The sequence below is a fragment of the Janibacter sp. GXQ6167 genome, from assembly GCF_041365945.1.
In the GTDB taxonomy this organism is placed as follows: Bacteria; Actinomycetota; Actinomycetes; order Actinomycetales; family Dermatophilaceae; genus JBGFSK01.
This window is the reverse complement of record NZ_JBGFSK010000001.1, coordinates 575,059-600,222: the sequence shown is the minus strand read 5'-3', so window position 1 is coordinate 600,222 and position 25,164 is coordinate 575,059. Positions and strand designations below refer to the sequence as shown.

Here is a 25,164-nt window from a genome sequence, read left to right as displayed (position 1 = left end):
GCCAAATGAACTCCGCGATCCTCCTCATCGCCGCGCTGGGTCTGCTCGCCGCGATCCTTCTCCTCTCCCACGCGCCCCTTGGCGCCTACCTCTACCGCGTCGCCTCAGCGAGCGGCCACACCCGGATCGAGCGGGGCATCTACCGGCTCGCGGGCGTCGACCCCGACGGTGACATGCATTGGCGGGCCTACGCTGCCTCGGTCGTTGCCTTCTCGCTCGTCTCGATCGGGCTGCTCTGGGCGCTGATCCTCGGGCAGAGCTACCTGCCGTGGTCCTTCGGCCGCGAGATGAACTGGCACACCGCCTTAAACACCGCCGTGTCCTTTACGACCAACACCAACTGGCAGTCCTACGGCGGCGAGGCAGGCGCGGGCTACACCGTGCAGATGGCGGGCCTTACCGTGCAGAACTTCGTCTCTGCCGGGGTCGGGATCGCGGTCGCCTTCGCGGTGATGCGCGGGGTCGCGCGGCGCAGCGCGAGCACGCTCGGCTCCTTCTGGGTCGACCTCGTGCGGGTCTGCCTGCGGGTGCTGCTGCCGATCGCTGCCGTCGGCGCGATCCTGCTGCTGATCGGCGGTGTCATCCAGAACCTCTCCGCGCCGATGGAGATTCAGGCCGTCACCGGCAGCACCCAGGTGATCCAAGGCGGCCCGGTCGCGAGCCAGGAGGCGATCAAACTCCTCGGGACCAACGGCGGCGGGTTCTTCAACGCCAACTCCGCCCACCCCTTCGAAAACCCCAACGCCTGGACGAATATCGTTCAGATCCTCCTGATCTTGATGATCCCCTTCGCGCTGCCACGCACCTATGGCCTCCTAGTCGGCGACCGCCGCCAGGGTCACGCGCTCGTCGCCGTCATGGCCGGGATCGCGGTGGTGAGCGCAGCCCTTACGACCTGGGCCGAAGTGGCCGCGGGCGGCGCGAACCTCGAAGGCAAGGAACTGCGCTTCGGGACGATCTGGTCCACGGTCTTCGCGACCGCCACCACTGGCACCTCCACCGGAGCGGTCAACTCGATGCACGAGTCGTACAGCCCACTCGGCGGCGGCATGGTGCTCACCAACATGATCCTCGGCGAGGTCTCACCCGGTGGGGTCGGGACCGGCTTCTACGGCCTCTTCATCCTCGCCTTGATCGCGGTCTTCATCGCCGGGCTCATGGTGGGGCGCACCCCCGAACTGCTTGGGAAGACGATCGGACAGCGCGAAATCACCTATGCCGCACTGGCGATCCTCGTGATGCCCGCGCTCGTCCTCCTCCTGACCGCGGCCGCCCTGGTCCTGCCGGTGGCGAAGGGGGCGCTGCTCACCTCCGGTACCCACGGACTCACCGAAATGATGTACGGCTACGCCTCGGCGGCGAACAACAACGGGTCCGCCTTCGCGGGCCTGACCGCCGACCAGCCCTACCTCAACCTCACCTTGGCCCTCGCGATGTTCTGCGGCCGGCTGCTGCCGATCGTGCTGGTCCTCGCCCTCGCGGGCAGCCTTGCGGCCCAACCTCGCCGACCCGAAACGGAAGGGACGATGCCGACGGGCACCCCCCTCTTCGCGGGCCTGCTCGCTGGCGTCGTCCTGATCGTCGCCGGACTCACCTTCTTCCCTGCCCTTGCTCTTGGCCCGATCGCGGAGGCCCTGTCATGACCACCATCTCCGAAACCCCGCAGCGCGGTTCCCTCCTCACGACGGCCCGCGAGGCCCTGCCGGAGGCGTTGCGCAAGTTCGACCCCCGCCTCGTCGTCCGCACCCCAGTCCTCTTCGTCGTCTGGGTCGGTTCAATCCTCACCACCGTCCTCACCGCGCTTCATCCCTCGGCGTTCTCGATCGCGGTGACGCTCTGGCTCTGGGCGACGCTCCTCTTCGCGAACCTGGCCGAGGCCATCGCCGAAGGGCGGGGCAAGGCTCAGGCGGCGACCCTGCGCGCGACCCGGAGCGAGACGACCGCTCACCGGCGCCTCGCCGACGGCACGACCGAAGAGGTGCCCGGCACCGCCCTTCGTCTCGGCGACGAGGTGATCGTCATCGCCGGGCAGATCATCCCCGGCGACGGCGATGTGATCGAGGGCGTCGCGACCGTGGACGAATCCGCGATCACCGGCGAGTCGGCGCCGGTCGTGCGCGAGTCCGGCGGCGATCGCAGCGCCGTTACGGGCGGGACGACCGTCCTCTCCGACCGGATCGTCGTGCGGATCACCTCCCGCCCCGGCGAGACCTTCATCGACCGGATGATCTCCCTGGTGGAGGGCGCCGCGCGGCAGAAGACCCCTAACGAGATCGCGCTCGGCATCCTGCTCACCACGCTCACCCTGGTCTTCCTGCTCGCGGTCACCGCGATCCAGCCGATGGCGTCCTACTCGGGGACGAACCAGCCGGTGATCTGGCTCGTCGCCCTGCTCGTCTGCCTCATCCCGACGACGATCGGCGCGCTGCTCTCCGCGATCGGCATCGCCGGCATGGACCGCCTCGTCCAACGCAATGTGTTCGCCATGTCGGGCCGAGCCGTCGAGGCCGCCGGCGATGTCTCCACCTTGCTGCTCGACAAGACCGGCACGATCACCTACGGCAACCGCCGGGCGAGCGATGTCGTCCCGGTCGCCGGCAGCACCCGGGAAGAGCTCCTCGCCGCCGCCCACCTCGCCTCGCTCGCCGATGAGACCCCCGAGGGCCGCTCCATCGTGGATCTCGCTGAGGCCCAAGGGATTGCGGTGCACGAAGGGGGAGCCGCCGCCCTGCTCGAGCAGGGCGCCGAGATCGTCCCCTTCACCGCCCAGACCCGGATGTCCGGAGTCGACCTGCCCGACGGGACGAGCCTGCGCAAGGGCGCTGGCAGCGCGGTCGCCGCGTGGGTGCACGAGGTCGGGGACCACGTCCTCCACGACATCGACGCCGAGATCGAGGCGATCAGCGCCGCGGGCGGCACCCCGCTCGCCGTGGCTCGCCAGGCGAATGATGGGCACCGCCGGGTGCTCGGGGTCGTGCACTTAAAGGACGTGGTCAAGCCCGGCATGGCCGAGCGCTTCGCCGAGCTGCGGGCGATGGGGATCCGCACGGTGATGATCACCGGCGATAACCCGTTGACCGCCAAGGCGATTGCCGCCGAGGCCGGGGTGGACGACTACCTCGCTGAGGCGACGCCCGAGGACAAGATGGCCCTGATCAAGAAGGAGCAGGCCGGCGGGCGCCTCGTCGCGATGACCGGCGACGGCACCAACGACGCCCCGGCCCTGGCTCAAGCCGATGTCGGTGTCGCGATGAATACTGGCACCTCGGCCGCCAAGGAAGCCGGGAACATGGTCGACCTCGACTCCGACCCGACCAAGCTCATCGACATCGTGGCGATCGGCAAGCAGCTGCTCATCACCCGCGGGTCACTCACCACCTTCTCGATCGCCAACGACCTCGCCAAATACTTCGCGATCATCCCGGCGATGTTCGTCGGGATCTTCCCCGGGCTCGACGCGCTCAACATCATGCGCTTGTCGTCTCCGGAGTCGGCGATGCTCTCGGCGGTGATCTTCAACGCGCTCGTCATCGTCGCGCTGATCCCGCTGGCGCTGAAGGGGGTCTCCTACCGCCCGGGCGGAGCCGCCGCGTTGCTGCGCCGCAACCTCCTGATCTTCGGCGTCGGCGGGATCATCACCCCCTTCGTCGGCATCAAGCTCATCGACCTCATCGTTTCTCTCATCCCTGGACTGGTGTGACATGACCACCGCACGTGCCCTCTCCCCCGCCCTTCGACTCCTCCTGGCGCTCACCGTCGTGCTGGGCGTCGCCTATCCCCTCGCCGTCACCGCTGCCGCGCGAGCGCTGCCGGCACGGGCCGACGGTTCGCTGATCCGCGTCGACGACCGGGTCGTCGGGTCCAGCCTGCTCGGCCAGCCCGTCGAGGGCCCCGGCTGGTTCCACGCCCGTCCCTCGGCGAGCGATCACAGCGGCGAGACGAGCGGCGGCTCGAACCTGCCCGCCAGCGACCCCACACAGCAGGAGGCGGTCCGCGAGCGCCGCGCCGAGGTCGCCACGCGCGAAGGGGTAGACCCGGCGGCAGTCCCCGCCGATGCTCTGACCGCGAGCTCGAGTGGCCTCGACCCGCACATCTCCCCCGAGTACGCGGCCCTGCAGGTGCCGCGCGTCGCCCGCGAACGCGGGCTGGATATCGGTGAGGTCGAGCGCGTGGTCGCCGAACACACGAGCGGCTCGGTGGCCGGCTTCATCGGCACCGACCGAGTCGATGTCACCGCGCTCAATGTGGCGCTCTCGCGCCTCGGCACCCGATAGGCGAGGATGATCAGCCATGGCTCGCGGACAGTTGCGGATCTACCTCGGAGCAGCACCCGGGGTCGGTAAGACCGTCTCCATGCTCGCGGAGGGGCGCCGCCGCGCCGACCGTGGCACCGACGTGGTCGTCGCTCTGGTCGAGACCCACGGCCGCACCTTCACGGCCGGCTCTCTTGAGGGGCTGGAGGTCGTCCCCCGCCGGACGGTGACCCACCAGGGCGCAACCCTGACCGAGATGGACCTCGATGCCGTCCTCGCCCGCAAGCCCGAGGTCGCTCTGGTCGACGAGCTCGCCCATACCAATGTGCCCGGGTCACGGCACGAAAAGCGCTGGCAGGACGTCCAGGACCTGCTGAACGCCGGGATCGATGTCATCTCGACGGTCAACATCCAGCACCTGGAGTCGTTAAACGACGCGACCCGGGCGATCACCGGGGTCACTCAACGCGAAACGGTCCCCGATGACGTGGTCCGTGCCGCCGACCAAGTCGAGCTCGTCGACATGTCGCCCGAGGCTCTGCGCCGACGGATGTCCCACGGCAATGTCTATGCGCCCGAGCGGATCGACGCGGCCCTGGCGAACTACTTCCGGCCCGGCAACCTCTCCGCCCTTCGCGAGTTGGCGCTGCTCTGGCTCGCCGATCGGGTCGATGAGGGCTTGGCCCGCTACCGCCAGGCACACGACATCGACGGGACCTGGCCGACCCGCGAGCGCGTGGTGGTCGCCCTCACCGGCGGCCCGGAGGGCGCGACCCTGCTCCGGCGCGGGGCTCGCCTGGCGGCGCGCGGGGCGGGAGGCGAGCTCATCGCCGTCCACGTCGCCCGCACCGACGGCCTCTCGGGCCCGCCCTTGGCGAACATCGGCGCCCTCCAACGGCTGACGAGCGAGCTCGGTGGGGCCTTCCACACCGTCGCCGGTGATGATGTCGCCGAGGCGGTGCTGACCTTCGCGAAGGGGGTCAATGCGAGCCAGATCGTGCTGGGCTCCTCGCGACGCTCGCGCGCGGCGATGATGCTCTCCCCCGGTGTCGGCGAGCGCATCACCGCCGGTTCCGGGGAGATCGATGTCGTCATCGTCACTCACGGGGAGGCCTCGAAACTTCCCCCGACTCATCGTCAGCGCTCGGCCCTCGCCCCACGGCGCATCGTGCTCGGGTGGGTGAGCGCGGTGGTGGGGACGGCGCTGCTGACGGCGCTGCTCCTCGCGGTGCCAACGAAGCCCGATCTGCCGCTCATCGTGCTCGTCTATCTCACGCTGACGGTGGCGGTCGCGCTCGTCGGGGGCCTCTGGCCCGCCGTCGGGGCGGCGATCCTTGGGTACCTCGCGATCAACTGGTTCTTCACCCCGCCGGTCCACACCTTGACGATCGCCGACCCGCAGAACTCCCTGGCGCTCGTGTGCTTCATCGTCGTCGCGATCGCGGTCGCGACGGCCGTCCACGGTCAGGCTCGACGCGCGGCGCAGGCCATCGCCGCGCAGCAGGAAGCCTCCGCCCTCGTCGAGCTCTCGCACACCCTGCTGTCATCGACCGACCAGTTGGAGCGGCTGCTCACGGGTGCGGTCGAATCCTTCGGCGCGACCGGTGCGGCGGTGGTCCGGCGTCCGGTGCCCGGCACCTCGGACGACCCGAGCGATCCGGTCGGTGTGGTCCAGGCGAGCGCGGACTTCCCCGCGGACGCGGTACGCGGTGGTCGGCCCGTCTCTCCGGAACTCGCGGGTCTGCCGAATGGGACCGAGATCCACCGTGAGGGCATCGATGACACCCACGACCTGATCCTCGTCGGCCCACCGATCCCGGCACACCTGCAAGGGATGCTCTCGGCGTATGCAGCGCATGCCGCGGCGATCCTTACTCGCCGCGAACTGCAGCGCTCCACCGCCTCGGAGCGCACCCTGACCCGGGACAACCTGGCCCGGACCGCCCTTCTCTCCGCCGTCTCGCACGACCTGCGGACTCCGCTCGCCGGGATCAAGGCGGCGGTCGGCTCCCTTCGATCCACTGAGGTCGACTTCTCGCCAGAGGATGAGGCCGAGCTGCTCGAAGTCGTCGAAGTGAGCGCCGACCGACTCGATGCGCTGATCGGCAACCTGCTCGATGCCTCTCGCGTGCAAGCGCAAGCGCTCACGGTGCGGCCGGCGCACATCGACCTCGCCGACCTCGTCCCCTCGGTCATCCGCACCCTGACCGAACCGGGGCGCGTGTCCTGGAGCGTCGACGACGACGCCCGCGCGGCGTGGGGCGACGCGGGCCTGCTCGAGCGGGTCATCGCCAATCTCGCCGAAAACGCGATCCGCCACGCTCCGACGGGGACCGGCGTCCACATCGGCGTGAGCGCCCTTGGCGACCGCGTCGAGATCCGGGTCGTCGATCGCGGTCCCGGTGTGCCGCAGGAAAATCGCGAGTCGATCTTCTTGCCCTTCCAGCGCTACGGCGACGCCCCGAGCGGTGACGGGGTCGGGCTGGGCCTCGCCGTAGCCCGGGGCCTCACCGAAGCCATGGGCGGCACGCTGAGCGCGGATGACACCCCCGGCGGCGGCCTCACGATGTGTGTGACCCTGGCTCGCAGCGGCCCCGACGCCGCCGACGAAGAGGCGAGCCCCGCCCCCTTCGAGCCCACGGAGGTGTCATGACCCAGCGCATCCTCGTCGTCGACGATGACGAGACCATCCAGCGCACCCTTCGGATCAACCTGCGCGCTCGCGGCCTGGAGGTGATCACCGCCCGGGATGGGCGGACCGCCGTGCAGGCGATGGAAGAACGCCCCGATGTGGTGGTCTTGGACCTCGGCCTGCCTGATTTAGACGGTGTCGAGGTCTTGCGCCGGATCCGCTCCGTCTCGCGGATCCCGGTCATCGTCCTCTCGGCCCGGCACGAAGCCGACGACAAGGTCGAGGCGCTCGACGAAGGCGCCGATGACTACGTCACCAAGCCCTTCGGGATGGACGAACTGATGGCCCGGGTGCGGGTCGCCCTGCGCCGGGTCGATGATCTGCCAGCGACCGAAGCCGTCGTGACCGGCGATTTCGAGCTGGCCTTCGATACCCATGTCGCGCATGCGAAGGGGGAGATCATCCACCTCACCCCGACCGAGTGGCGGATGCTCGCAGTCCTCGCGCGCCACCGGGGGCGGGTCGTCCCGCACGAGACGATCCTTAAGGAGGTGTGGGGTCCGTCGTACGGCCGCGAATCCAACTACCTGCGCGTCTACGCCAACCAAATCCGGCGCAAGATCGAACCCAACCCGCGCGAGCCGCAGTACCTGATCACCGAGCCGGGGGTCGGCTACACCCTGCGCGCCTCCTGACCCGGTCCGACGCCCGGGTGAGCTACGCGTCGCGCACGATCGGGCAGGTCATGCACCGACCGCCGCCGCGGCCTCGGCCCAACTCGCCCGCCGGAATCTCGATCACGTCGATGCCAGCGGCCCGCAGCGCGGCGTTGGTCTGAGTGTTGCGGTCGTAGGCCACCACGAGTCCCGGGCGCAGCGCGAGCAGGTTGCTCGCGTCGTCCCATTGCTCCCGCTGGGCGGCCATCCCGTCGCCTCCGGTCGGGATGACGCGTAACTGGGTGCCCATCGCATTGCTGAGGGTCTCGATGAAGGGAGCGGTGTCGGCTCGCGCATCGAGCTCGCCGTCACGAGCACCGGGGCGCAGCGAGAGCGTTTGGATGTGGTCGGTGACCGGGGTGAAGGCGGTGACCACATCCCGGTCGGCGAAGGTGAAGACGGTGTCGAGGTGCATTGCTGAGCGCACGTTCGGCAAGCCAGCAAGGATGACCCGCTCGGCGGCCCCGGCAGCAAAGAGGTTGCGCGCCACTTGAGTCGCGCCTTGGACGCTCGATCGCTCCCCGAGTCCGATCAGGACCAGGCCGTCCCCCACGGGGAAGAGGTCTCCCCCTTCGACCGCGGCCATCGCATGACCCGTGACTCGCCCTTCGCGCTCGCCGAACCACACCTGATGGTCCGACCCCGCAAAGCGCGGATGGTGCTCGTAGACCGCCGTGACGAGCAAGGTCTCGTGGCGACGCACGGCACTGTGCATGGGGTTGAGCGTCACTCCCCCATAGAGCCAGCTCGTGCTATCGCGCATGAAGAGGGTGTTGGGCAACGGCGGGAGGACGAACTGCGGGACCTCGAGCCGGGCGAGCGCGGCGAGGTAGTCGGCACCGTCTCCGGGTGGGACCTCGTCGAAGAGAATGCCCGCGATCAGGCGTTCGGCCAGGTCGCGAGCGGGTAGGTCATCGAGCCAGGCCCGCAGTTCGTCCCGGGCCGGCACGCCGACCAGGTCCTCGATCAACTTGCGGTCCAGGAGCCACGAGCGTCCGGCCGGGTCGGCGACGACATCGGTGAGCAGGTCCTTGAGCTCCAGGACCTCGATATCGAGGGCCTGCATTTCCCCCACGAACTGACGGTGATCGGCCTGCGCCTGCTCGACCCAGACGATCTCATCGAAGAGGAGCTGGTTGGCGTTGGCGGGGGTGAGGCGCTCGTGCGCCAGGCCCGGCTCGCACACCAGGACCGTCCGCAGCGGCCCGACTTCGGAGTAGACACCAGGAGTGGGCGCGCTCATCGCCCAATTGTGTCACGCAGCCCGCGCTTGCCCCCTTCGACCAGCAGAAATGCCCCCCGGCGGACCGGGGGGCATTATCTGAGCCGCCTGTCGGAATCGAACCGACGACCTGTTCATTACGAGTGAACCGCTCTAGCCGACTGAGCTAAGGCGGCAGCTGCGCTAAGGCGGGCCGGAGCCAGCCGAAGGCGCGAGGCATGAGTATACGGATCACCCGACGGGCGCGGAAATCACGCCCGCGCGACCGCGGTCACGAGCAGGTGATGTCGCCCCCTTCGGGCAGGTTGCCGGTGAGCCAATAGGTGTCGACTGCCTTGTCCACGCACGAGTTCTGGCGCATGTACGCGGTGTGTCCGTCGCCCTCGTGAGTGATCAGCGCCGAGTTCGTCAGTTGGTCGTTGAGGCGCTTCGCCCACTCGTACGGGGTGGCCGGGTCGCGGGTGGTCCCGACGACGAGGATCGGGTCGGCCCCGTCGCCGGTCACCTTCTTCGGCTCACCGGTCGCCTTGACCGGCCAGGATGCGCAGGCGCTCGAGCCCCACGACATCGACTCGCCCCAGATGGGTGCCGCATCGCGGATCTCCTGCTGGGCGCGTTCGGCGTCGGCGCCGGTCGGCTCGGGTCGGTCCACGCAGTTCACCGCGTAGATGACCTCCATGATGTTGCCCTTGTACGAGCCATCGGGGTTGCGGTCGGCATAGTCCATCGCGAGACCGGCGAGCTTGTCCCCGCGCCCCTGCTGGAGATCGACGAGCGCCGAGGTCAGCGTCGCCCAGAGGCCCTGCTCGTACATCGCCCGAGCGACGCCGACGGTCCCCCAGCCCTCGGTGAGTTCGAAGCCGTCGCCGGTCTTGAGCGGATTACTGTCGAGCTTCTTTAGCCCGTCCTTCATGGTCGCGAGGACCTCATCGACGCTCGACCCGAGCGGGCACCGTCCTTGGTCGACGCAGTCGGCAGCCCAGGCGCGGGTTGCCTGATCGAACCCCTTCGCCTGGCCGATGCTCATCTCCGTGCTGGTGATATCCGGCGGTAGGACGCCATCGAGGACCATCCGGCCCGCGCGGTCCGGGAACATGTCGATGTAGGTCGCGCCCAGGTAGGTGCCGTACGACTTCCCGAGATAGGTGAGCTTGCCGTCGCCGAGCGCCGAGCGCAGCACGTCAAGATCGCGGGCGACGTCTTGGGTCGAAACGTGGCCGAGCAGCGGCCCGGCGTTCTTGCCGCATGATTCGGCGAAGGATTGCCCCGCCGCCTTGACCTCCTTGACCTCGGCTGGGTCGTCGGGCGTGGGGTCAATGCCGAGGAAGTCGTCGAGTTCGGCGTCGCTCACGCAATCGATCGGGTGCGAGCGCCCCACCCCTCGCGGATCGAATCCCACGATGTCGAAGCGGTCGCGGATCTGCCCACTCACGATGAAGTCGGCGTACTGCGCGTACTCGACGCCCGAGCCGCCGGGGCCACCCGGGTTCACCACCAAAGAGCCGAGACGATCGGACTGCTTGCGCGCCTTGGCCCGAAAGAGCGCGAGTTTGATCGTCTCTCCGTCGGGCTTCGCGTAGTCCATCGGCACCTCGAGAGTGCCGCACTCGCCACCGGAACACTCGCTCCAGTCGATGCTTTGGCGATAGAAGGGGGCGAGCGCGTCCTGCCCGTCCGGGGGCGCCTGGTCGCCGGACGCCGGGGCGGTCGCCTCGGGGCCGCCCGGCACGAGACTGCACCCCCCGAGCACCGCGGTCGTGGCAAGGAAGGTGGCCGCGACGGCGGCGATCAATCGGGTGCGACGCATGGGAGGGACGGTACCGCCCAAGCCTGGGCGATTCGCGCCGGCGCCGAGGTCAGCGCGGCAACTGAAGGGAGATCGTCATCGCCTCAAGGGCGAGAAGGGGGGCGACGTTGGCGGCGATGCGCTCGCGGGCGGTGCCGATCGCGTCCATGGCAAGGAGGAGGCCATCGGAGTCAAAGGCGCCGGCGACCTCTTCGACGACTTCGCGAGCATCCTCGTTGACGAGGTCGACGGGCGCTCCGGACCGGAGCATCAAGGCGTCGCGGTAGACCGAGAGCAGGTCGACCAGAGCCCGGTCGATCATGTCGCGGGTGAAGCGGGTCGACCGGGTCTTTTGTTCTTTTTCTAACGAGTTGATCTGAGCGCGGACGTGTGGGGGTTGAGTGCGGGCCGAAGGATCGGCGCCAAGGGTCTCGAGGAGCCGGGCCTTTTCCGCGGCGGCGCGGGTCTCGAGCGTGCGGTCGCGCTCTTCTTCGGCGATCGCCATCAACTGGGCCGCAGCGCCAACGGCCTGGCCGACACCGCGGATCCGGGTCGCGAGTTCGACGGTCGCGCGGCGGCGGCCCCGCGCGTCCTCATCGCGGGCGAGCCGGCGAGCCATCCCGATGTGGGACTGGGCGGCCCGAGCCGAGTTGAGCGCCAGGCGTGGCTTGATGCCGTCTCGGCGGCTGAGGAGCTCGGCGACCTGTTCGACCGGGGGCGTGCGCAGTCGGACGTGGCGCGATCGGCTGCGGACGGTGATCAGCACATCTTGCAGGCTCGGGGCGCAGAGCAACCAGACGGTGCGCGGGGTGGGCTCCTCGAGCGCCTTCAGCAGCGCGTTGCCCGATTGTTCGGTGAGCCGGTCGGCGTCTTCGATGAGGATCACCCGCCACCGCCCGACCGACGGGGAGCGCCCGGCGAGTTGGACGAGCTCGCGCGTCTGCGAGACCCCGATCGACAGGGCCTCCGTCGCGAGGATGTCGACATCGGCGTGTGTCCCGTCGAGGGCCGTGCGGCACTCGCGACACTCGCCGCAGCCCCCCTTCGGGCACTGCAGCGCACCGGCGAAGGCCCGCGCCGCCACCGAACGCCCGGACCCCGGTGGCCCGGTCAGCAGCCAGGCGTGCGTCATCGCGTCGGGATCCGCGACCGCGCGCTGCAGCACGGTCAATGCCGGTTCCTGGCCGACGACATCGCGCCAGATGCTCATAAGTCGATGCCCAGCTCCCGGACGCGATCGGCGATCTGCTCGGCGATCTCTTCGACCGAAGCGGTCCCGTCGACGACGAGGTAGCGCTCGGGTTCGGCTGCGGCCATCGCGAGGAAGTGGGACCGGATGGCCTCGTGGAAGTCGTCCCCTTCGGACTCCATCCGGTCGTGCACCTCGCCGCGGCGGCGGCGCCCTTCGTCGGCGGAGATATCGACAATCACCGTGAGATCGGGCAGGAGCCCGTCGACCGCCCAGGTTTGCAGGCGCTGCACCTCGTCGGCGCCGAGATCGCGCCCGGCACCCTGATAGGCGACGGAAGAGTCGACATAGCGGTCGGTGATCACGACCGAGCCGACGCGAAGGGCGGGCCGGATCACCTGCTCGACGTGGTCGGCCTTGTCGGCGGCGAAGAGCAGGGCCTCCGCGCGAGCGCTCATGTGGTCACCGTGCAGGACGAGTTCGCGCAGGCTCTGGCCCAAGGGGGTGCCGCCGGGTTGGCGGGTGATCACGACCTCGCGGCCGGCGAGGACCACGGCATCGGCGAGGAGGCGCACCTGGGTGGACTTCCCGGCGCCGTCGCCCCCTTCGAAGGCGATGAAAAGTCCTGGTTGCGCACTCACGTCACGAAGACTAGGCCACGCCCCAGACACCCTCCTCCCAGAACCGGCGCCCGACCCCGCACCCCCAACACCCCACCTCCGCAACCGGCCTGCCAAGCGTGCTCCCCTCGGCACCCCCAGCACCCCACTCCGGCGACCGGCATGCCAAAGGCGCCCGACCCCGCACCCCCAACACCCCACCTCCGCAACCGGCCTGCCAAGCGTGCTCCCCTCGGCACCCCCAGCACCCCACTCCGGCGACCGGCATGCCAAAGGCGCCCGACCCCGCACCCCCAACACCCCACCTCCGCAACCGGCCTGCCAAGCGTGCTCCCCTCGGCACCCCCAACACCCCACCTCCGCAACCGGCATGCCAAACGCGCCCCAGCCCGCACCCCCGGCACCCCCACCCCGCGACCTGGCCTGCCGAAGGTGCACCCCTCAGCACCCCCAGCACCCCACCCCTGAGACTTGGCATGCCAAACGCGCCCCACCCCGCACCCTCAACACCCCACCTCCGCGACGGCATGCCCAGGGTGCCGATACCGTGAAGCGCGTGACCCAGCCCACACACTTCTCCCCCGAGACCGAGCACGCCCTCGACCTCATCGCCGCGACGACGCAGCGCGAAGGGAGGGTGCCTGGCCTCGCCGCGGCGATCGCCCGCAAGGGGCAGATCCGCTGGTTCCGTGGGATCGGGAGCGCCGATCTCGCTCACCCGGGTGTCACCCCGGACGCCGACACCCAGTACCCGGTCGCCTCGAACACCAAGCTCTTTACCGCGGTCGTGATCATGGCGCTGCGCGACGAAGGGCGGCTCGACCTCGACGACCCCATCTCACGCCACCTCCCGGGAATTGCGCACGGGCACGTGACGATCCGGCAGCTGCTCTCCCACATCTCGGGGATGCAACGCGAGCCCGTCGGGGAGGTCTGGCGCACCCTCGAGATGCCAGACGCCGACGCGCTGGTGAGCGGGTGGGCCGAGGCCTCGCAGGTCGGACGGCCGCACCACCATTGGCACTACTCCAACCTCGGCTACGCCATGCTCGGCCAGGTCATCGAGCGACTCGACGGACAGCCGTGGTTTACCTCCGTTAAGCGCCGCATCCTTGACCCGCTTGGCCTCACCCGGACCACGCTCGGCCCGGCCGGGCGGCGCGCGACGGGCTATCACGTGCCGCCTTGGACCGACGTCCCGGTGCCGGAACCGGATCTTGACCTGCGGGCGACGGCACCCGCTGGCGCGCTCGCGAGCACCGCGAGCGACCTCGCGACCTGGGGTGGGTTCATCGCCAACCCGTCCGCCGAGATCCTCCACCCGGACACGCTCGAGGAGATGCTCGTCCCCCAGACGATGGCCGATCCGGCGACCTGGTCTCAGGCCTGGGGCCTCGGCTTCATGCTGGTGCGCCGAGAGGACCGGCTGTGGGTCGGCCACACCGGAGGTTTCCCGGGTGCGGTGACCGGCTTCCTCACCGAGCGAGCCTCCGCGACGACATCCATCGTCCTGATGAACACGTCGTCACCGGGGCTCGCCCAGGGTCCCGCCCTCGTCTCCGCCAAGCTCGGGACCGTCGCGGTCGAGCGCGAACCGGTAGTGCCCGAGCCGTGGATCCCCGGGACCGACGTCCCTGCCCCGGCAGCCGAAATCCTCGGGCATTGGTGGTCCGAAGGGAGCGAGTTCGTCTTCTCGGTCCGCGAAGGGCGACTCGAGGCTCGTGCGATCGGTGCACCGGCGACGACGCCCCCTTCGGTCTTCACGCTCGAGGCCGAGGACACCTGGCGCACGGTGTCTGGGCGCGAGGCGGGCGAACTTCTCCTCGTCCGGCGCGACCCAGCAGGCGCGGTCTCGGAGATGAGTTGGGCGACCTATCCCTTCACCCGCGAGCCGGCCCCCTTCGGCCCGGCCTGATCAGCCGACGCCCGCCGGCGGTGAAACAGGGTCAGGCGATCTCACGCAGGGCGCCGATCAAGCGATCGACATCGTCGGCGCTCGTATAGGGAGCGAGGCCCACCCGGACGGCCCCGTGATCACCGAGACCCAGATGCCGTGAGCACTCGATCGCGTAGAAGTGGGACGCGGGCGCGTTGACGCCCCGCTTCGCGAGCGCGGTGCGTACGTCCTGCGGATCGCGGCCGTCCAGGCCGAAGAGCATCGTCGGAGTTCGCGAGCCCGCGTTGGAGTACACCCGAGCACCCGGCAGCGCCCGGATCTGCGCGTCCAAGCGCTCCCGGAGCCCCTCCTCGTGCGCGTGCAACGCGGCCATCCCGGCGAGGATTCGCTCGCGGCGCCCCTCCGCGCGGCGGTCGATCCAATCCGGCTGGCCCGACGGCACCTCGTAGCGCGGGACCGGTGCCGCGGTCTCGGCCAACCAAGCGAGGGTCTCGACCGCGGCGACGCTCCCCGCGAGGAACTCGTACGGGAGGGTGCCGAGTTCGAAGCGCTCGGGGATCTGCTCGGGCGAAGGGAGCAACTTGTCGGGGTGCCATTGCGCCAGGAGCGAAGGGCGGACCGCCGCGACCCCGCAGTGGGGGCCGAGGAATTTGTAGGGCGAGCAGGTCCACACGTCGGCGCCGAGCGCCTCCACATCGACCGACTCGTGGGCCGTCGCATGGACGCCGTCGACCCAGTGGATCGCCCCCACCTCGTGCACGGCCCGGCCGATCTTGCACACCGGCGGTTTGGTGCCGATCAGATTGGACGCGGCGGTGGTGGCGACCAGCCGGGTGCGATCGGTCAGGACCTCGGCGACGGCATCGGCGGGCAGTTCTCCGGTCCGAGGGTCGAAGTCGACCCACCGCACCGTCGCCCCCTTCGACTGCGCGAGCTGGACCCACGGGCGGACATTGGCATCATGATCCAGCCGGGTCACGACGACCTCGTCGCCGGGTCCCCAGTCACGAGAAAGCGCGCGGCCGAGGTCGTAGGTGAGGGCGGTCGCGCTGCGGCCGTAGACGATCCCGCGCGGATCGGCCCCGAGGAGGTCGCCCATGGCCGCCCTGAACTGGGCGACGATCTGGCCCGCTCGTCGCTCGGCCCGGGTCACCGTCCCGACATTGGCAACCGCGGAGCGCAGCGTCTCGCTCACGGCGTCGGCGACGATCACGGGGGTCTGCGTACCACCGGGCGCATCGAAGTGCGCCGCCCCTTCGGCGAGCGCCGGGAAGAGACCTCGGACCGCGTCGATGTCGTAGCTCATCGCGCCATCTTGCCCTCTTCCAGCATGGAGCGGTCAGGAGAAGTGGGTGCGCAGCTCCCGGGCGAGGACCTTGCCGGTCGGATTGCGCGGCAACTCATCGATGAAGACGACCTCGCGCGGGATCACGTGCCGGGCGCGCTGAGCCCGGACCAGTTCGCGCACCTCGTCGGCGCTCAGCGATGAACCCTCCCAGAGGGCGATGAAGGCCGCGAGGCGCTGCCCGAACTCCTCATCCGGCACCCCGACGACTGCGACCTCACGCACGGCCGGGTGTTCGGCGAGCAGCGTCTCGAGCTCCATCGGGTAGACGTTCTCGCCGCCGCTGATGATCATCTCGTCGTCCCGACCGACGACGAAGAAGAGGCCGTCCTCGCGCTCGTAGCCCATATCTCCGGTCGAGACCATGCCGTCGATGAACTCCTTCGACTGGCCGGAGGTGTAGCCGTCGAACACCAGATCGTTGCCGCAGAAGATGCGCCCGACCTCGCCGGTCGGCGCCGGATCGCCATTGCCGTCGATGATCTTCACCACCGTGCCGACCGGAGGAGTCCCAGCGGTCTGCGGGTCCGTCCGCAGGTTCTCGGGGGTGGCGATGCAGACCCAGGACGCCTCGGTGGAGCCGTAGAGGTTGTAGAGGACCTCGCCGTACTCGTCCATGAAGCGGGTCGCGAAGCCCGCCGGATAGGACGATCCCGAGGTCGCGATGACTCGCAGCGCCGGCCTCGATCCGGCCTCCCCTTCGCTCGGCAGCTCGAGCATGCGCTGCAGCATCACCGGGACGGCAAACATCGCGTTGACGTCGTGGTCCTGCAGCGCTTGCCGGGCCGCCGCCGGGTCGAAGCGGCGCTGCAGGACGATCGTGGCGCGCATCCCGAGGGCTAACTGGCTCGCGGCAAAGCCCCAGGTGTGGAAGATCGGCGCGGAGATCAAGATCCTGTCTTCGACGTGAAGGGGGATCCGCTCGATGATCGAGATCAACGGGCCGAGGCCGCCTGGAGTCTTCCGGGCCGCACCGCGCGGGGTCCCGGTCGTCCCGGACGTCAAGATGATGGTCCGACCGCCTCGAGCGGGCGGGGTGAGCGGGGTCGGTTCGGCATGCGCGGCGACCCCTCGCGCCAGCTCACTTTCGCTGATCCGCGCGATGTGATCCGGCAACTCAGCGACCGAACCGGCGAGGTCGTCGTCGTAGATCATCACGGCGACCTCCTGCTGCTCGGCGACCACCGCGATCTGCTCGGCGGACATGCCGGTGTTGGCGAGCACCACATCCGAGCCCATCGCCGAAGAGGCCGCCATCACGGCGAGCGCTCCGACGTGATTGCGGGCGAGGAGCCCGATCCGGTCCTCGGCCGTCACGCCGCGCTCCATGAGGACCGCGGCGACCCGCTCTGACTCGGTGACGAGTTCGGCGTAGGTCATCGGGCCGCGGTCCTGGTCGATCACGGCGATGGCCTCGGGGCTGCGCGCCGCCGCCTGCCGCAGTTCGCCCGCCACCCCGTAACCCCACGTCCGCAGGGTCGCCAGTTGCCGGATCGTTCGGCTGGGCCGGCCGGCGGCGAACATGCCGCGCTTGGCCATGGTCTTGACGATGATGGACGGACGCATTCGGCGACGATACTGGCCGGTAACTGTGACCAGCAACGAAACGATCGGTCAGTCGCGCGTTCCTCCGGTGTTCGAGCCGACGAGGGGACCGCGGGCTACTGCTTGCCGACCCACTCCTGACGCGGAAACGGGCATCGGACGCGGTAGTTTCCGCGTCCGATGCCCGTTTCCCCGGCTGCGCCGGGTTTGAGACGGCGTGAGTGCGGCCCGTTAGCTGGTCTTCTTCGCCGCCTTTTTGGTGGCGGTCTTCTTCGCCGCCGTCTTCTTGGCGGCGGACTTCTTGGCCGTCTTCTTCGCGGTCTTCTTGGCCGTCTTCTTCGCCCCGCGCTTGACGGGTCCGCGGGCCCGCTTGTCGGCGAGCAACTCGAAGGCGCGCTCCTCGCTCACCGTTTCCGGGTCATCGTCGCGGCGCAGGGTCGCATTGGTCTCGCCGTCGGTGACATAGGGCCCGAAGCGACCGTCCTTGATGACGACCTTCTTGCCGCTCGTCGGATCCTCGCCGAACTCGCGCAGCGGGGGCTTGGCCGCGGCTCGGCCGCGGGTCTTCGGCTGGGCGTAGATCGCCTCGGCTTCCTCCAGCGTGACCGTAAAGAGTTGGTCTTCGCTCACGAGCGAGCGTGAGTCGGTGCCCTTCTTCAGGTAGGGACCGTAGCGACCGTTTTGCGCGGTGATCGGCACCTCGACGGCCTTCTCCGCTCCATCGTCGTCTTTGACCATCTCGGTCACGACGCCGACGACGCGCGGAAGGGAGAGGAGGCGAAGGGCGGTCTCAAGGTCGATGGTCGCGAGGTCCATGTCCTTAAAAAGCGACGCGGTGCGCGGCTTGACCTTCGCCTTGCCGCGCTTCGGCTTGTCGTCGGCCTCCGGAAGGACCTCGGTGACGTAGGGGCCGTAGCGCCCAGCCTTGGCGACGATCTCGTGCCCGGATTCGGGGTCGGTGCCAAGGACCCGGCCATCGTCGGCCGCGGCCTCGAGGAGTTCTCGGGCCTTGGCTGGCGTCATCTCATCCGGTGCGATGTCATCGGTCACCGTCGCGCGGCGCGGGGTGGTCGACGCCGGGGCGTCCCCGGTGACCTCGCCGGTCTTGGGGTCCACGCCCGCCGGCACGACCTCTTCGACATAGGGGCCGTACCGCCCCACGCGCACGACGACCCCTTCGCCGAGGTCGATCGTGGAGATCGCGCGGGCATCGATCTCGCCGAGGTCGGCGACGAGCTGCTGGAGGCCTTCACCGGTGCGGGCCTCGTCGCCGAAGTAGAAGCGCTGCAGCCAAGCGACCCGCTGCTCCTCGCCACTGGCGATCCGGTCGAGGTCCTCTTCCATCGACGCCGTGAAGTCGTAGTCGACGAGTTCGCCGAAGTGCTCCTCCATCAGCCGGGTGACGGCGAAGGCGAGCCAGGTCGGGACCAGGGCGCTCCCTCGCCGTCCGACATAGCCTCGGTCTTGGATGGTCCCGATCGTCGACGCGTAGGTCGAAGGGCGGCCAATCCCCTTCTCTTCCATGGCTTTGACCAGGGTCGCTTCGGTGTACCGCGGCGGTGGGGAGGTGTCGTGCCCGAGCGCCTCGGCGGAGATGACCTCGACGGACACTCCTTCGCCGAGCTTCGGCAGGCGACGCTCGGCGTCGTCGCTGCGACCCCCGCGATCGGCGTCGCGTCCCTCCTCGTAGGCGGCAAGGAAGCCGCGGAAGGTGATCACGGTCCCCGATGCCGAGTACTCGGCGACCGATCCGGCGGAGCTTCCCGTGATGTCGGCCGCCAACTTGATGGTGGCGGTCGACCCGCGCGCATCGGCCATCTGGGAGGCGACCGTGCGCTTCCAGATCAGCTCGTACATCCGAAACTCGGTGCCGCGCAGTTCACCGGCAACCTGCGAGGGGGTCCGGAAGCGGTCACCGGCCGGACGGATCGCCTCGTGGGCCTCCTGCGCGTTCTTGACCTTCTTCGCGTATCGGCGCGGCGCGTCCGGGACGTGGTCGGCGCCGTAGAGGTCACGCGCCTGGCTGCGCGCTGCGGTGAGCGCGGACTCCGACAGGTTGGTGCTGTCGGTACGCATATACGTGATGTACCCGTTTTCGTAGAGCCGCTGGGCGACTCGCATCGCGTCCTTGCTGGTCAGGCCCAGCTTGCGGCCCGCCTCCTGCTGCAAGGTCGAGGTGGTGAAGGGAGCCGAGGGGCGCCTCGTGTAGGGCTTCTCGGCGACCGAGGCGACGCGCACGGACGCCGCGCGGGTGGCTTCGGCGACGGCACTGGCCGCGGCGCCATCGAGGTGCACGACCCCCTTCGAGCGCAGCGTCCCGTCATCGGCGAAATCGCGACCGCTCGCGACCCGAGCACCATCGACGGCGCTCAGCCGGGCGGTGAAGGCATTGGCCTGGGTGTCGGGGGTGAAGCTGCCCTCCACATCCCAGTAGTTGGCCGAGCGGAAGGCCATCCGCTCGCGCTCCCGCTCGACGACCATGCGGGTCGCGACGGACTGCACGCGACCGGCAGAGAGACCGGCCTTGACCTTGCGCCAGAGGACCGGGGACACCTCGTAGCCGTAGAGGCGGTCGAGGATGCGGCGGGTCTCCTGCGCGTCGACCATCGCCTGGTCGAGATCGCGGGTGTCGGCGAGCGCTCGCTGGATCGCCTCACGGGTGATCTCGTGGAAGACCATGCGGCGCACCGGAACCTTCGGCTTCAAGGTCTCCTGCAGGTGCCAGGCGATCGCCTCGCCCTCGCGGTCCTCATCAGTGGCGAGGTAGAGCTCGTCGGCGTCCTTCAGCGCGCTCTTGAGTTCCCGGACCTTCTTCTTCTTGTCCGCGTCGACGACGTAGTAGGGCTCGAAGTCGGCATCGATGTCGATCCCGAAGCGGCCGAAAGGCCCCTTCTTCATCTCGGCTGGCATCTCCGACGGCGTCGGGATGTCTCGGATATGGCCGACGGACGCCTCGACGTCGAAGTCGGGGCCGAGGTATCCGGCGATGGTCTTGGCCTTCGCCGGTGACTCGACGATGACGAGTTTGCGTCCGCTCATGTGCCCTGCTCCTTCAAGGTGCGCCACGTGCGGCGGATTCGTCGCTCGCATCGATCGTGGTCGCCCTGACCGTAGACCTACCCGATGGGGTGAGGCCAACCGGCGTCCACGATCCATGCCTCATCGTCGTCGCCGGATTGATATCGCTCACGCCCTCCCCGGATCACCTACCCGTCGGTAGTCTGATCCCGCCATGACTGACCCTTCGGCTCTACCGAGCCCACCTCCGAACGACTACACCTACGACGACGAGCGTGTGCGCGATGCTCGGCGGCGCCTTGCGATGTGGCTCGTCCCGTTGCTGATCCTCGCCATGGTGGGTGCGTGGCTGATCTTCAGGGATGACGGCGCGAGTTCGGTCGCGGAGTGCACCAGAACCGAAGAGGTCACCATCAGCGCGTCGCCAGCGATGGCCGAAGCCCTCCCGGCGGTCGTCAACCTCGTCGACGCGCCGGCCTGCACGACCTATGTCATTGAGTCCGAGCCGACACCGCTCACCGCCACCCGGCTGAGTCGAGACAGTGACAACGTCCCTTCCGCGTGGATCCCGGACAGCGATATGTGGGTCGAGTGGCTGCGCTCGAAGGGGCGCGAGCTCCCGAGCAGCACTCCCAATATCGCGAGCAGCCCCCTCGTGATCGCGGTGCCGAAGGCGGGGAAGGTCCCGAAGCCCACCACCTGGCTCGCGGTGAGTTCCGATCAGCAGTACCGCATCGTCGACCCGCGCTCTTCGACCGAGAGCGTGCTCGCGATGATCGTGCCAGTCCTCGCGTATGCCACCGACCCCGCCGCCGGCGGCCAGCAGCAGACGGCCACCCTGGCGATGGTGCGGCGCGTGACCCCCGCGGCCGACCTCATCCGCCGCAGCACCGCCGCCTCGGCGAGCGCTCCCCTCTTCCCCACCACCGAGCAGCAGGTCGCGACGATCAACGCCAGCGGCGAGCGGCCCGGCACCCTGAGCGCAGTGGTTCCCGCCGAGGGAACCGCGGCCCTCACCTACTCCTGGGTGGCGATGACCGACGACGGAGCGAAGGGGGACGCCGTCCGCGCCTTCTACCGGACCCTGTCGTCCGAGGCGGGGCAGCGCGCCCTTCACGACGCGGGCTTTCGCACGCCGAATTATCGCGCTGCGGTCATCCCCGAGGTCGGCAACGAGCCCCAGATCGTCGCGATCCCCACTGGATCGCAGCTCGAGGCGCTGATGAACGCCTCCGACAAGGCCACGAAGCCGCTCTTTATCAACGCGGTGATGGACGTCTCAGGCTCGATGCTCGAGCAAGACGGTCCGCGCGGAGTGTCGCGGATGGATGCTGCGGTCGACGCTGCCAAGGATGGCCTCGCCCTCATCGGCCCGAACTCCTCGGTGGGCGCGTGGATCTTCTCGACCGGCCTCGACGGCTCGAAGGACTACCTCGAGCTCGCGCCGGTCAAGAAGCTCGGCGACTCAACCACCGAGGGACACCGCGCCTTGTTGCTGAAGCTCCTCGCCGATGTCCCAAATCAGGTCCGCGGCGATACCGGCCTCTACGACACCGTCAGGGCGGGCTACGCGAATTCCTTGAAGACCTGGGCGCCCGGACACCGCAATGTCCTCTTCGTCCTCACCGACGGTCGCAACGATGACTCGACGGGCGGGATTAGCCTGCCGAAGTTGCGCGCCGATCTGGCCAAGATGCAAGACCCGAAGAAGCCCATCACCGTGCTCCTCGTCGGCATCGGCTCGGGCACGAGTGAAAAGGAACTCAGGAGCATCGTCGGCGCCTTGAAGCCCACCGCCGAGCAGTCGAGTCTGGCGATCATCGAGCGGGACCCGGCGAAACTGCGGGGAGTCTTCGTCCAAGCGCTGCTGCACGGTACGCGCTAGATCACGTCCCCTACTTCCCCACATGTTGCTACTCGCGCGTTAGGCTCTTGCGCCCGTGACCACCAGTGAAGAGTCCGTTCGTCGACGCGACCTGCACGGCCCCCAAACCCGACGCTCGCGGCGAGGGCGCCGTTCCCGCGCAGGGCTGGCGTGGTGGCTCGTCCCGATCATCGCGGTAGTCGGCCTGACGGGCTGGTGGTTCGGGCGCGATCAGCCCGAGGAGAGCGCTTCGGGCTGCGGGCAAACCACCGAGGTCGTGATCAGCGCGTCGCCGGACATGGCCGCGGCCCTGCCGGACGTGATTGGCCTCACCGAGACCCCGAAGTGCTCGAAATACGTGATCGAGCCCGCCCCGAGCGCGGTCGTGGCGGCCACCTTGACCCAAGGTGACGGCAAGGCTCCGGCGGCGTGGATCCCGGACAGCGACGTCTGGGTCGACTGGGTCCGAGCCCGTCAGGGGAAGGTGCCGGAGGAGACCACCGCGATCGCGAGCACTCCCCTCGTGATCGCTGCGCCGAAGGGGGCCAACCTCCCACAGGACCGGTCCTGGCTGAACCTCACATCGTCCTCGGATTACCGGATCGCCGACCCGCGGACCTCGACCGAGAGCCTGCTCTCGATGCTCGTCGCGACCGTCGCCTACGCAACCGACCCCGGCGCGGCTGCGCGCCAGCAGACCGTGACCCTGGGCCTTGCCCGACAGGTCACCTCGGACACCGAACTGGCGGCTGCGTCGACCAAGGCCGACGCCGCGGGCCCCTCCTTCCCGAGCACCGAACAGCAGGTCGCCTCCATCAATAACCAGACCGAGGGCGGGGGAGCCCTCCAGGCGGTCGTCCCGAGCGAGGGCACCACGGCTCTGACGTACTCGTGGGTGCCACTCGCAAGGCAGGGACTGCAGGCGAAGGCCGTCGCCGCCTTCCAAAAGGCCCTCACCTCCCCGGAGGGCGCCACGGTCTTGCGCAATGCCGGATTTCGCACCCCGGGCACGAATTCGGTGGTGCTCGAAGAGGTCGGACCTCGCCCGCAGATCGTCGCGACGCCGACCCTGGCTCAGCTCAACTCCCTTCACAAGACCTGGGCCAAGGTCTCCAAGCCGCTACGGATCAATGCGGTGATGGATATTTCCGGCTCGATGAAGGAGACCGACGGCCCTCGCGGGAGCACAAGAATCTCGGCCGCCGTCTCGGCAGCCAAGGACGGCCTCGCCCTGATCGAACCCGGATCGGCGGTTGGCCTCTGGGCCTTTTCGACCGGGCTCGACGGTTCGACGGACTACCTCCAACTCGCCCCGGTCAAAAAGCTCGGCAAATCGGCGAGCACCGGACACCGCGGTGAGCTCAATTCGCTCCTCGACGGCCTGCCGGAGCGGGTCCGCGGGGACACGGGTCTCTATGACACGGTCAAGGCGGCCTACGGGAAGGCTCAGGCCACCTTCGACCCGAAGGCGCGAAATGTCGTGATGGTCCTCACCGATGGCCGCAACGACGACTCGACGGGCGGCATCAGCCTGGCGCAGTTGCGCTCCGATCTCGCGACGATGCAAGACCCGAAGAAGCCGATCACCGTCCTCCTCGTCGGCATCGGGGACGGGACCAGCGAGAAGGAGCTCAAGAGCATCGTGGGCGCGCTCAAGCCGACGAAGGAGCAGTCCAACCTCGCGATCACCGAGCGCGATCCGGCGAAACTGCGTGCCGTCTTCGTCCAGGCGCTGCTCCACGGCACCCGGTAACCGGACCGCCCCTTTCGCTTAGTTGATATCTCAACTAGAGTGATGGGATGACCAGAACTCCGACGCTCTTTCTCTCCCACGGCGCGCCGCCGCTCGCGGACGACCCCACCTGGCCGGATGAGCTCGCGTCCTGGGCATCCTCCCTCCCGCGACCGGAAGCGATCCTCGTCGTCTCCGCGCACTGGGAGGCGGCGCCGGTCACCCTGAGCCCGACGACGGGTCCGGTCCCGCTCACCTATGACTTCTGGGGCTTCCCACAGCGGTACTACGAGGTGACCTACGAGGCACCCCAGGCCCCGGCCCTCGCGGAGCGGGTCAGCAGTCTCCTCGCGAGCGCTGGCCAGTCCGTGCGCCGCGACGAGGCGCGAGGCCTCGACCACGGCGCCTACGTCCCGCTCGTCGAGATGTACCCCAACGCCGACATCCCGGTGCTGCAGATGTCGATGCCGACGCTCGACCCGAGCGTGCTCTACGACCTCGGGCGCCAGCTCGCCCCCCTTCGGGACGAGGGGGCTCTGATCATGGGTTCCGGCTTCACCACGCATAACCTCAGCTGGTTTAACCCGCGCGAGGATGCAGCCGCCGCACCCCCAACGGTGTCGGCCGAATTCGACGCGTGGGCCGCCGAAGCCCTCGCCGAAGGCAACGTCGACGCGCTGTTAGATACCGCCCACCGCGCCCCGGCCGCGCACATCGCGCACCCGCGCTCGGAGCATTGGGCGCCGCTCTACCTGGCCCTCGGCGCCGCCGACGGCGATGCTGCGACCAGCAGAGTCGACGGCTTCTGGTACGGGCTCAGCAAGCGCTCCTGGGACTTCGGCGGCTGACCCAAGCCGACGGGGGACCCCTCCCCCTGGGCGGGCCCGCCCCACGCTGGATAGGGTCGATGACGACAGAGTTCGTCTGTATTGCAGGAGGGGACCCCAATGAAGAAGCTCGCCACCAGCCTTGCCGCCGTCACCTTGACCATCGGCCTCGCCGCGTGCGGAGGGAGCAATGGCCCGGAGGACGCCGTCAACGAGTTCATCGCGGCGGTGAAGGACAAGGACGCGGCCAAGACGTGCGACCTGCTCGCTCCGGAAAACAAGAAGCAGGTTGAGCAGCTTCAGCAGGGGTCCTGCGAGGAGGTCATGAAGAAGGGCCTCGAGGCACCGGTGCCCGGCGTACCGCTCGAGAACTCCAACGCGACGGTCAAGGACTCCAAGGTCGACGGCGACAACGCCACCGTGACCGTCGACGCCAACGGACAGACCAGCGACATCAAGCTCGTGAAGGTGGACGGCGACTGGAAGATCGACATGTTCCAAAGCCTCGGCGGCTGATC

General features: G+C 69.1%; 17 protein-coding genes and 1 tRNA gene. 10 read left to right on the top strand and 8 right to left on the bottom strand.

The features are described from left to right. Positions 1-5 precede the first annotated feature (5 nt). Genes kdpA through AB8K43_RS02650 form a run of 5 tightly spaced genes read left to right on the top strand, consistent with a single transcriptional unit; the run spans position 6 to position 7,580 of the window. Entirely contained in the window at positions 6-1,643 is a 1,638-nt protein-coding gene (gene kdpA, locus AB8K43_RS02670) for a potassium-transporting ATPase subunit KdpA (protein WP_370891071.1), read from the top strand. Further along, positions 1,640-3,700 (top strand): potassium-transporting ATPase subunit KdpB, encoded by a 2,061-nt coding sequence (gene kdpB, locus AB8K43_RS02665; protein ID WP_370891068.1) that lies wholly within the window; start codon positions 1,640-1,642, stop codon positions 3,698-3,700. Before kdpA ends, kdpB begins: the two co-directional genes overlap by 4 nt. A 1-nt stretch (position 3,701) precedes the next feature. Then, the gene (gene kdpC / locus AB8K43_RS02660; protein WP_370891065.1) at positions 3,702-4,274 is read left to right on the top strand and encodes a potassium-transporting ATPase subunit KdpC; all 573 of its coding nucleotides are present in this window, start codon (positions 3,702-3,704) and stop codon (positions 4,272-4,274) included. Positions 4,275-4,290: 16 nt separating this feature from the next. Beyond that, on the top strand, positions 4,291-6,906 hold the full coding sequence (locus AB8K43_RS02655) for an ATP-binding protein (RefSeq protein ID WP_370891064.1): 2,616 nt from the start codon (positions 4,291-4,293) through the stop codon (positions 6,904-6,906). Continuing rightward, the gene (locus AB8K43_RS02650; RefSeq protein WP_370891063.1) at positions 6,903-7,580 is read left to right on the top strand and encodes a response regulator transcription factor; all 678 of its coding nucleotides are present in this window, start codon (positions 6,903-6,905) and stop codon (positions 7,578-7,580) included. Before AB8K43_RS02655 ends, AB8K43_RS02650 begins: the two co-directional genes overlap by 4 nt. A 22-nt stretch (positions 7,581-7,602) precedes the next feature. Here AB8K43_RS02650 and AB8K43_RS02645 read toward each other — a convergent pair whose 3' ends face one another. The 5 genes from AB8K43_RS02645 to tmk form a co-directional block, all read right to left on the bottom strand. After that, on the bottom strand, positions 7,603-8,844 hold the full coding sequence (locus tag AB8K43_RS02645) for an arginine deiminase (protein ID WP_370891061.1): 1,242 nt from the start codon (positions 8,842-8,844) through the stop codon (positions 7,603-7,605). An 81-nt stretch (positions 8,845-8,925) separates the two neighbouring features. Beyond that, positions 8,926-8,999: transfer RNA gene (locus AB8K43_RS02640), tRNA-Thr, on the bottom strand. Between the two features lie 95 nt (positions 9,000-9,094). Continuing rightward, positions 9,095-10,630, bottom strand: a complete 1,536-nt coding sequence (locus AB8K43_RS02635; protein ID WP_370891057.1) for an alpha/beta hydrolase — start codon at positions 10,628-10,630, stop codon at positions 9,095-9,097. A 49-nt stretch (positions 10,631-10,679) separates the two neighbouring features. Continuing rightward, the gene (locus AB8K43_RS02630) at positions 10,680-11,819 is read right to left on the bottom strand and encodes a DNA polymerase III subunit delta' (protein ID WP_370891054.1); all 1,140 of its coding nucleotides are present in this window, start codon (positions 11,817-11,819) and stop codon (positions 10,680-10,682) included. Then, positions 11,816-12,439, bottom strand: a complete 624-nt coding sequence (gene tmk, locus AB8K43_RS02625) for a dTMP kinase (RefSeq protein WP_370891052.1) — start codon at positions 12,437-12,439, stop codon at positions 11,816-11,818. Before tmk ends, AB8K43_RS02630 begins: the two co-directional genes overlap by 4 nt. Before the next feature lie 535 nt (positions 12,440-12,974). Between tmk and AB8K43_RS02620 the strand changes: the two genes are divergently transcribed. Continuing rightward, positions 12,975-14,333, top strand: a complete 1,359-nt coding sequence (locus AB8K43_RS02620) for a serine hydrolase domain-containing protein (RefSeq protein WP_370891050.1) — start codon at positions 12,975-12,977, stop codon at positions 14,331-14,333. Positions 14,334-14,364: 31 nt separating this feature from the next. Here AB8K43_RS02620 and AB8K43_RS02615 read toward each other — a convergent pair whose 3' ends face one another. The 3 genes from AB8K43_RS02615 to topA form a co-directional block, all read right to left on the bottom strand. After that, positions 14,365-15,621, bottom strand: a complete 1,257-nt coding sequence (locus tag AB8K43_RS02615; protein ID WP_370891048.1) for a cysteine desulfurase-like protein — start codon at positions 15,619-15,621, stop codon at positions 14,365-14,367. A 33-nt stretch (positions 15,622-15,654) separates the two neighbouring features. Then, positions 15,655-17,226, bottom strand: coding sequence for an AMP-binding protein (locus AB8K43_RS02610; RefSeq protein ID WP_370891046.1), 1,572 nt, complete (start codon positions 17,224-17,226; stop codon positions 15,655-15,657). 210 nt (positions 17,227-17,436) lie between these two features. Next, complete coding sequence (gene topA / locus AB8K43_RS02605; RefSeq protein WP_370891044.1) at positions 17,437-20,244, bottom strand: type I DNA topoisomerase; 2,808 nt, start codon at positions 20,242-20,244, stop codon at positions 17,437-17,439. 193 nt (positions 20,245-20,437) lie between these two features. Between topA and AB8K43_RS02600 the strand changes: the two genes are divergently transcribed. The 4 genes from AB8K43_RS02600 (at position 20,438) to AB8K43_RS02585 (ending at position 25,162) form a co-directional block, all read left to right on the top strand. Then, positions 20,438-22,108, top strand: coding sequence for a substrate-binding and VWA domain-containing protein (locus AB8K43_RS02600; RefSeq protein WP_370891042.1), 1,671 nt, complete (start codon positions 20,438-20,440; stop codon positions 22,106-22,108). Between the two features lie 55 nt (positions 22,109-22,163). Beyond that, positions 22,164-23,840, top strand: coding sequence for a substrate-binding domain-containing protein (locus tag AB8K43_RS02595; RefSeq protein WP_370891040.1), 1,677 nt, complete (start codon positions 22,164-22,166; stop codon positions 23,838-23,840). 47 nt (positions 23,841-23,887) lie between these two features. Continuing rightward, positions 23,888-24,667 (top strand): dioxygenase, encoded by a 780-nt coding sequence (locus AB8K43_RS02590; RefSeq protein ID WP_370891038.1) that lies wholly within the window; start codon positions 23,888-23,890, stop codon positions 24,665-24,667. Between the two features lie 99 nt (positions 24,668-24,766). After that, on the top strand, positions 24,767-25,162 hold the full coding sequence (locus AB8K43_RS02585; protein ID WP_370891036.1) for a hypothetical protein: 396 nt from the start codon (positions 24,767-24,769) through the stop codon (positions 25,160-25,162). Positions 25,163-25,164: the final 2 nt, after the last annotated feature.

Excerpts from the sequence above, each read along its gene's own strand:
- AB8K43_RS02600 (WP_370891042.1), top strand. The coding sequence starts at position 20,438 with ATGACTGACCCTTCGGCTCTACCGAGCCCACCTCCGAACGACTACACC.
- kdpC (WP_370891065.1), top strand. The coding sequence starts at position 3,702 with ATGACCACCGCACGTGCCCTCTCCCCCGCCCTTCGACTCCTCCTGGCG.
- AB8K43_RS02615 (WP_370891048.1), bottom strand. The coding sequence starts at position 15,621 with ATGAGCTACGACATCGACGCGGTCCGAGGTCTCTTCCCGGCGCTCGCC.
- kdpA (WP_370891071.1), top strand. The coding sequence starts at position 6 with ATGAACTCCGCGATCCTCCTCATCGCCGCGCTGGGTCTGCTCGCCGCG.
- AB8K43_RS02590 (WP_370891038.1), top strand. The coding sequence starts at position 23,888 with ATGACCAGAACTCCGACGCTCTTTCTCTCCCACGGCGCGCCGCCGCTC.
- AB8K43_RS02655 (WP_370891064.1), top strand. The coding sequence starts at position 4,291 with ATGGCTCGCGGACAGTTGCGGATCTACCTCGGAGCAGCACCCGGGGTC.
- kdpB (WP_370891068.1), top strand. The coding sequence starts at position 1,640 with ATGACCACCATCTCCGAAACCCCGCAGCGCGGTTCCCTCCTCACGACG.
- AB8K43_RS02650 (WP_370891063.1), top strand. The coding sequence starts at position 6,903 with ATGACCCAGCGCATCCTCGTCGTCGACGATGACGAGACCATCCAGCGC.
- AB8K43_RS02630 (WP_370891054.1), bottom strand. The coding sequence starts at position 11,819 with ATGAGCATCTGGCGCGATGTCGTCGGCCAGGAACCGGCATTGACCGTG.
- topA (WP_370891044.1), bottom strand. The coding sequence starts at position 20,244 with ATGAGCGGACGCAAACTCGTCATCGTCGAGTCACCGGCGAAGGCCAAG.
- AB8K43_RS02645 (WP_370891061.1), bottom strand. The coding sequence starts at position 8,844 with ATGAGCGCGCCCACTCCTGGTGTCTACTCCGAAGTCGGGCCGCTGCGG.
- AB8K43_RS02635 (WP_370891057.1), bottom strand. The coding sequence starts at position 10,630 with ATGCGTCGCACCCGATTGATCGCCGCCGTCGCGGCCACCTTCCTTGCC.
- AB8K43_RS02610 (WP_370891046.1), bottom strand. The coding sequence starts at position 17,226 with ATGCGTCCGTCCATCATCGTCAAGACCATGGCCAAGCGCGGCATGTTC.
- AB8K43_RS02585 (WP_370891036.1), top strand. The coding sequence starts at position 24,767 with ATGAAGAAGCTCGCCACCAGCCTTGCCGCCGTCACCTTGACCATCGGC.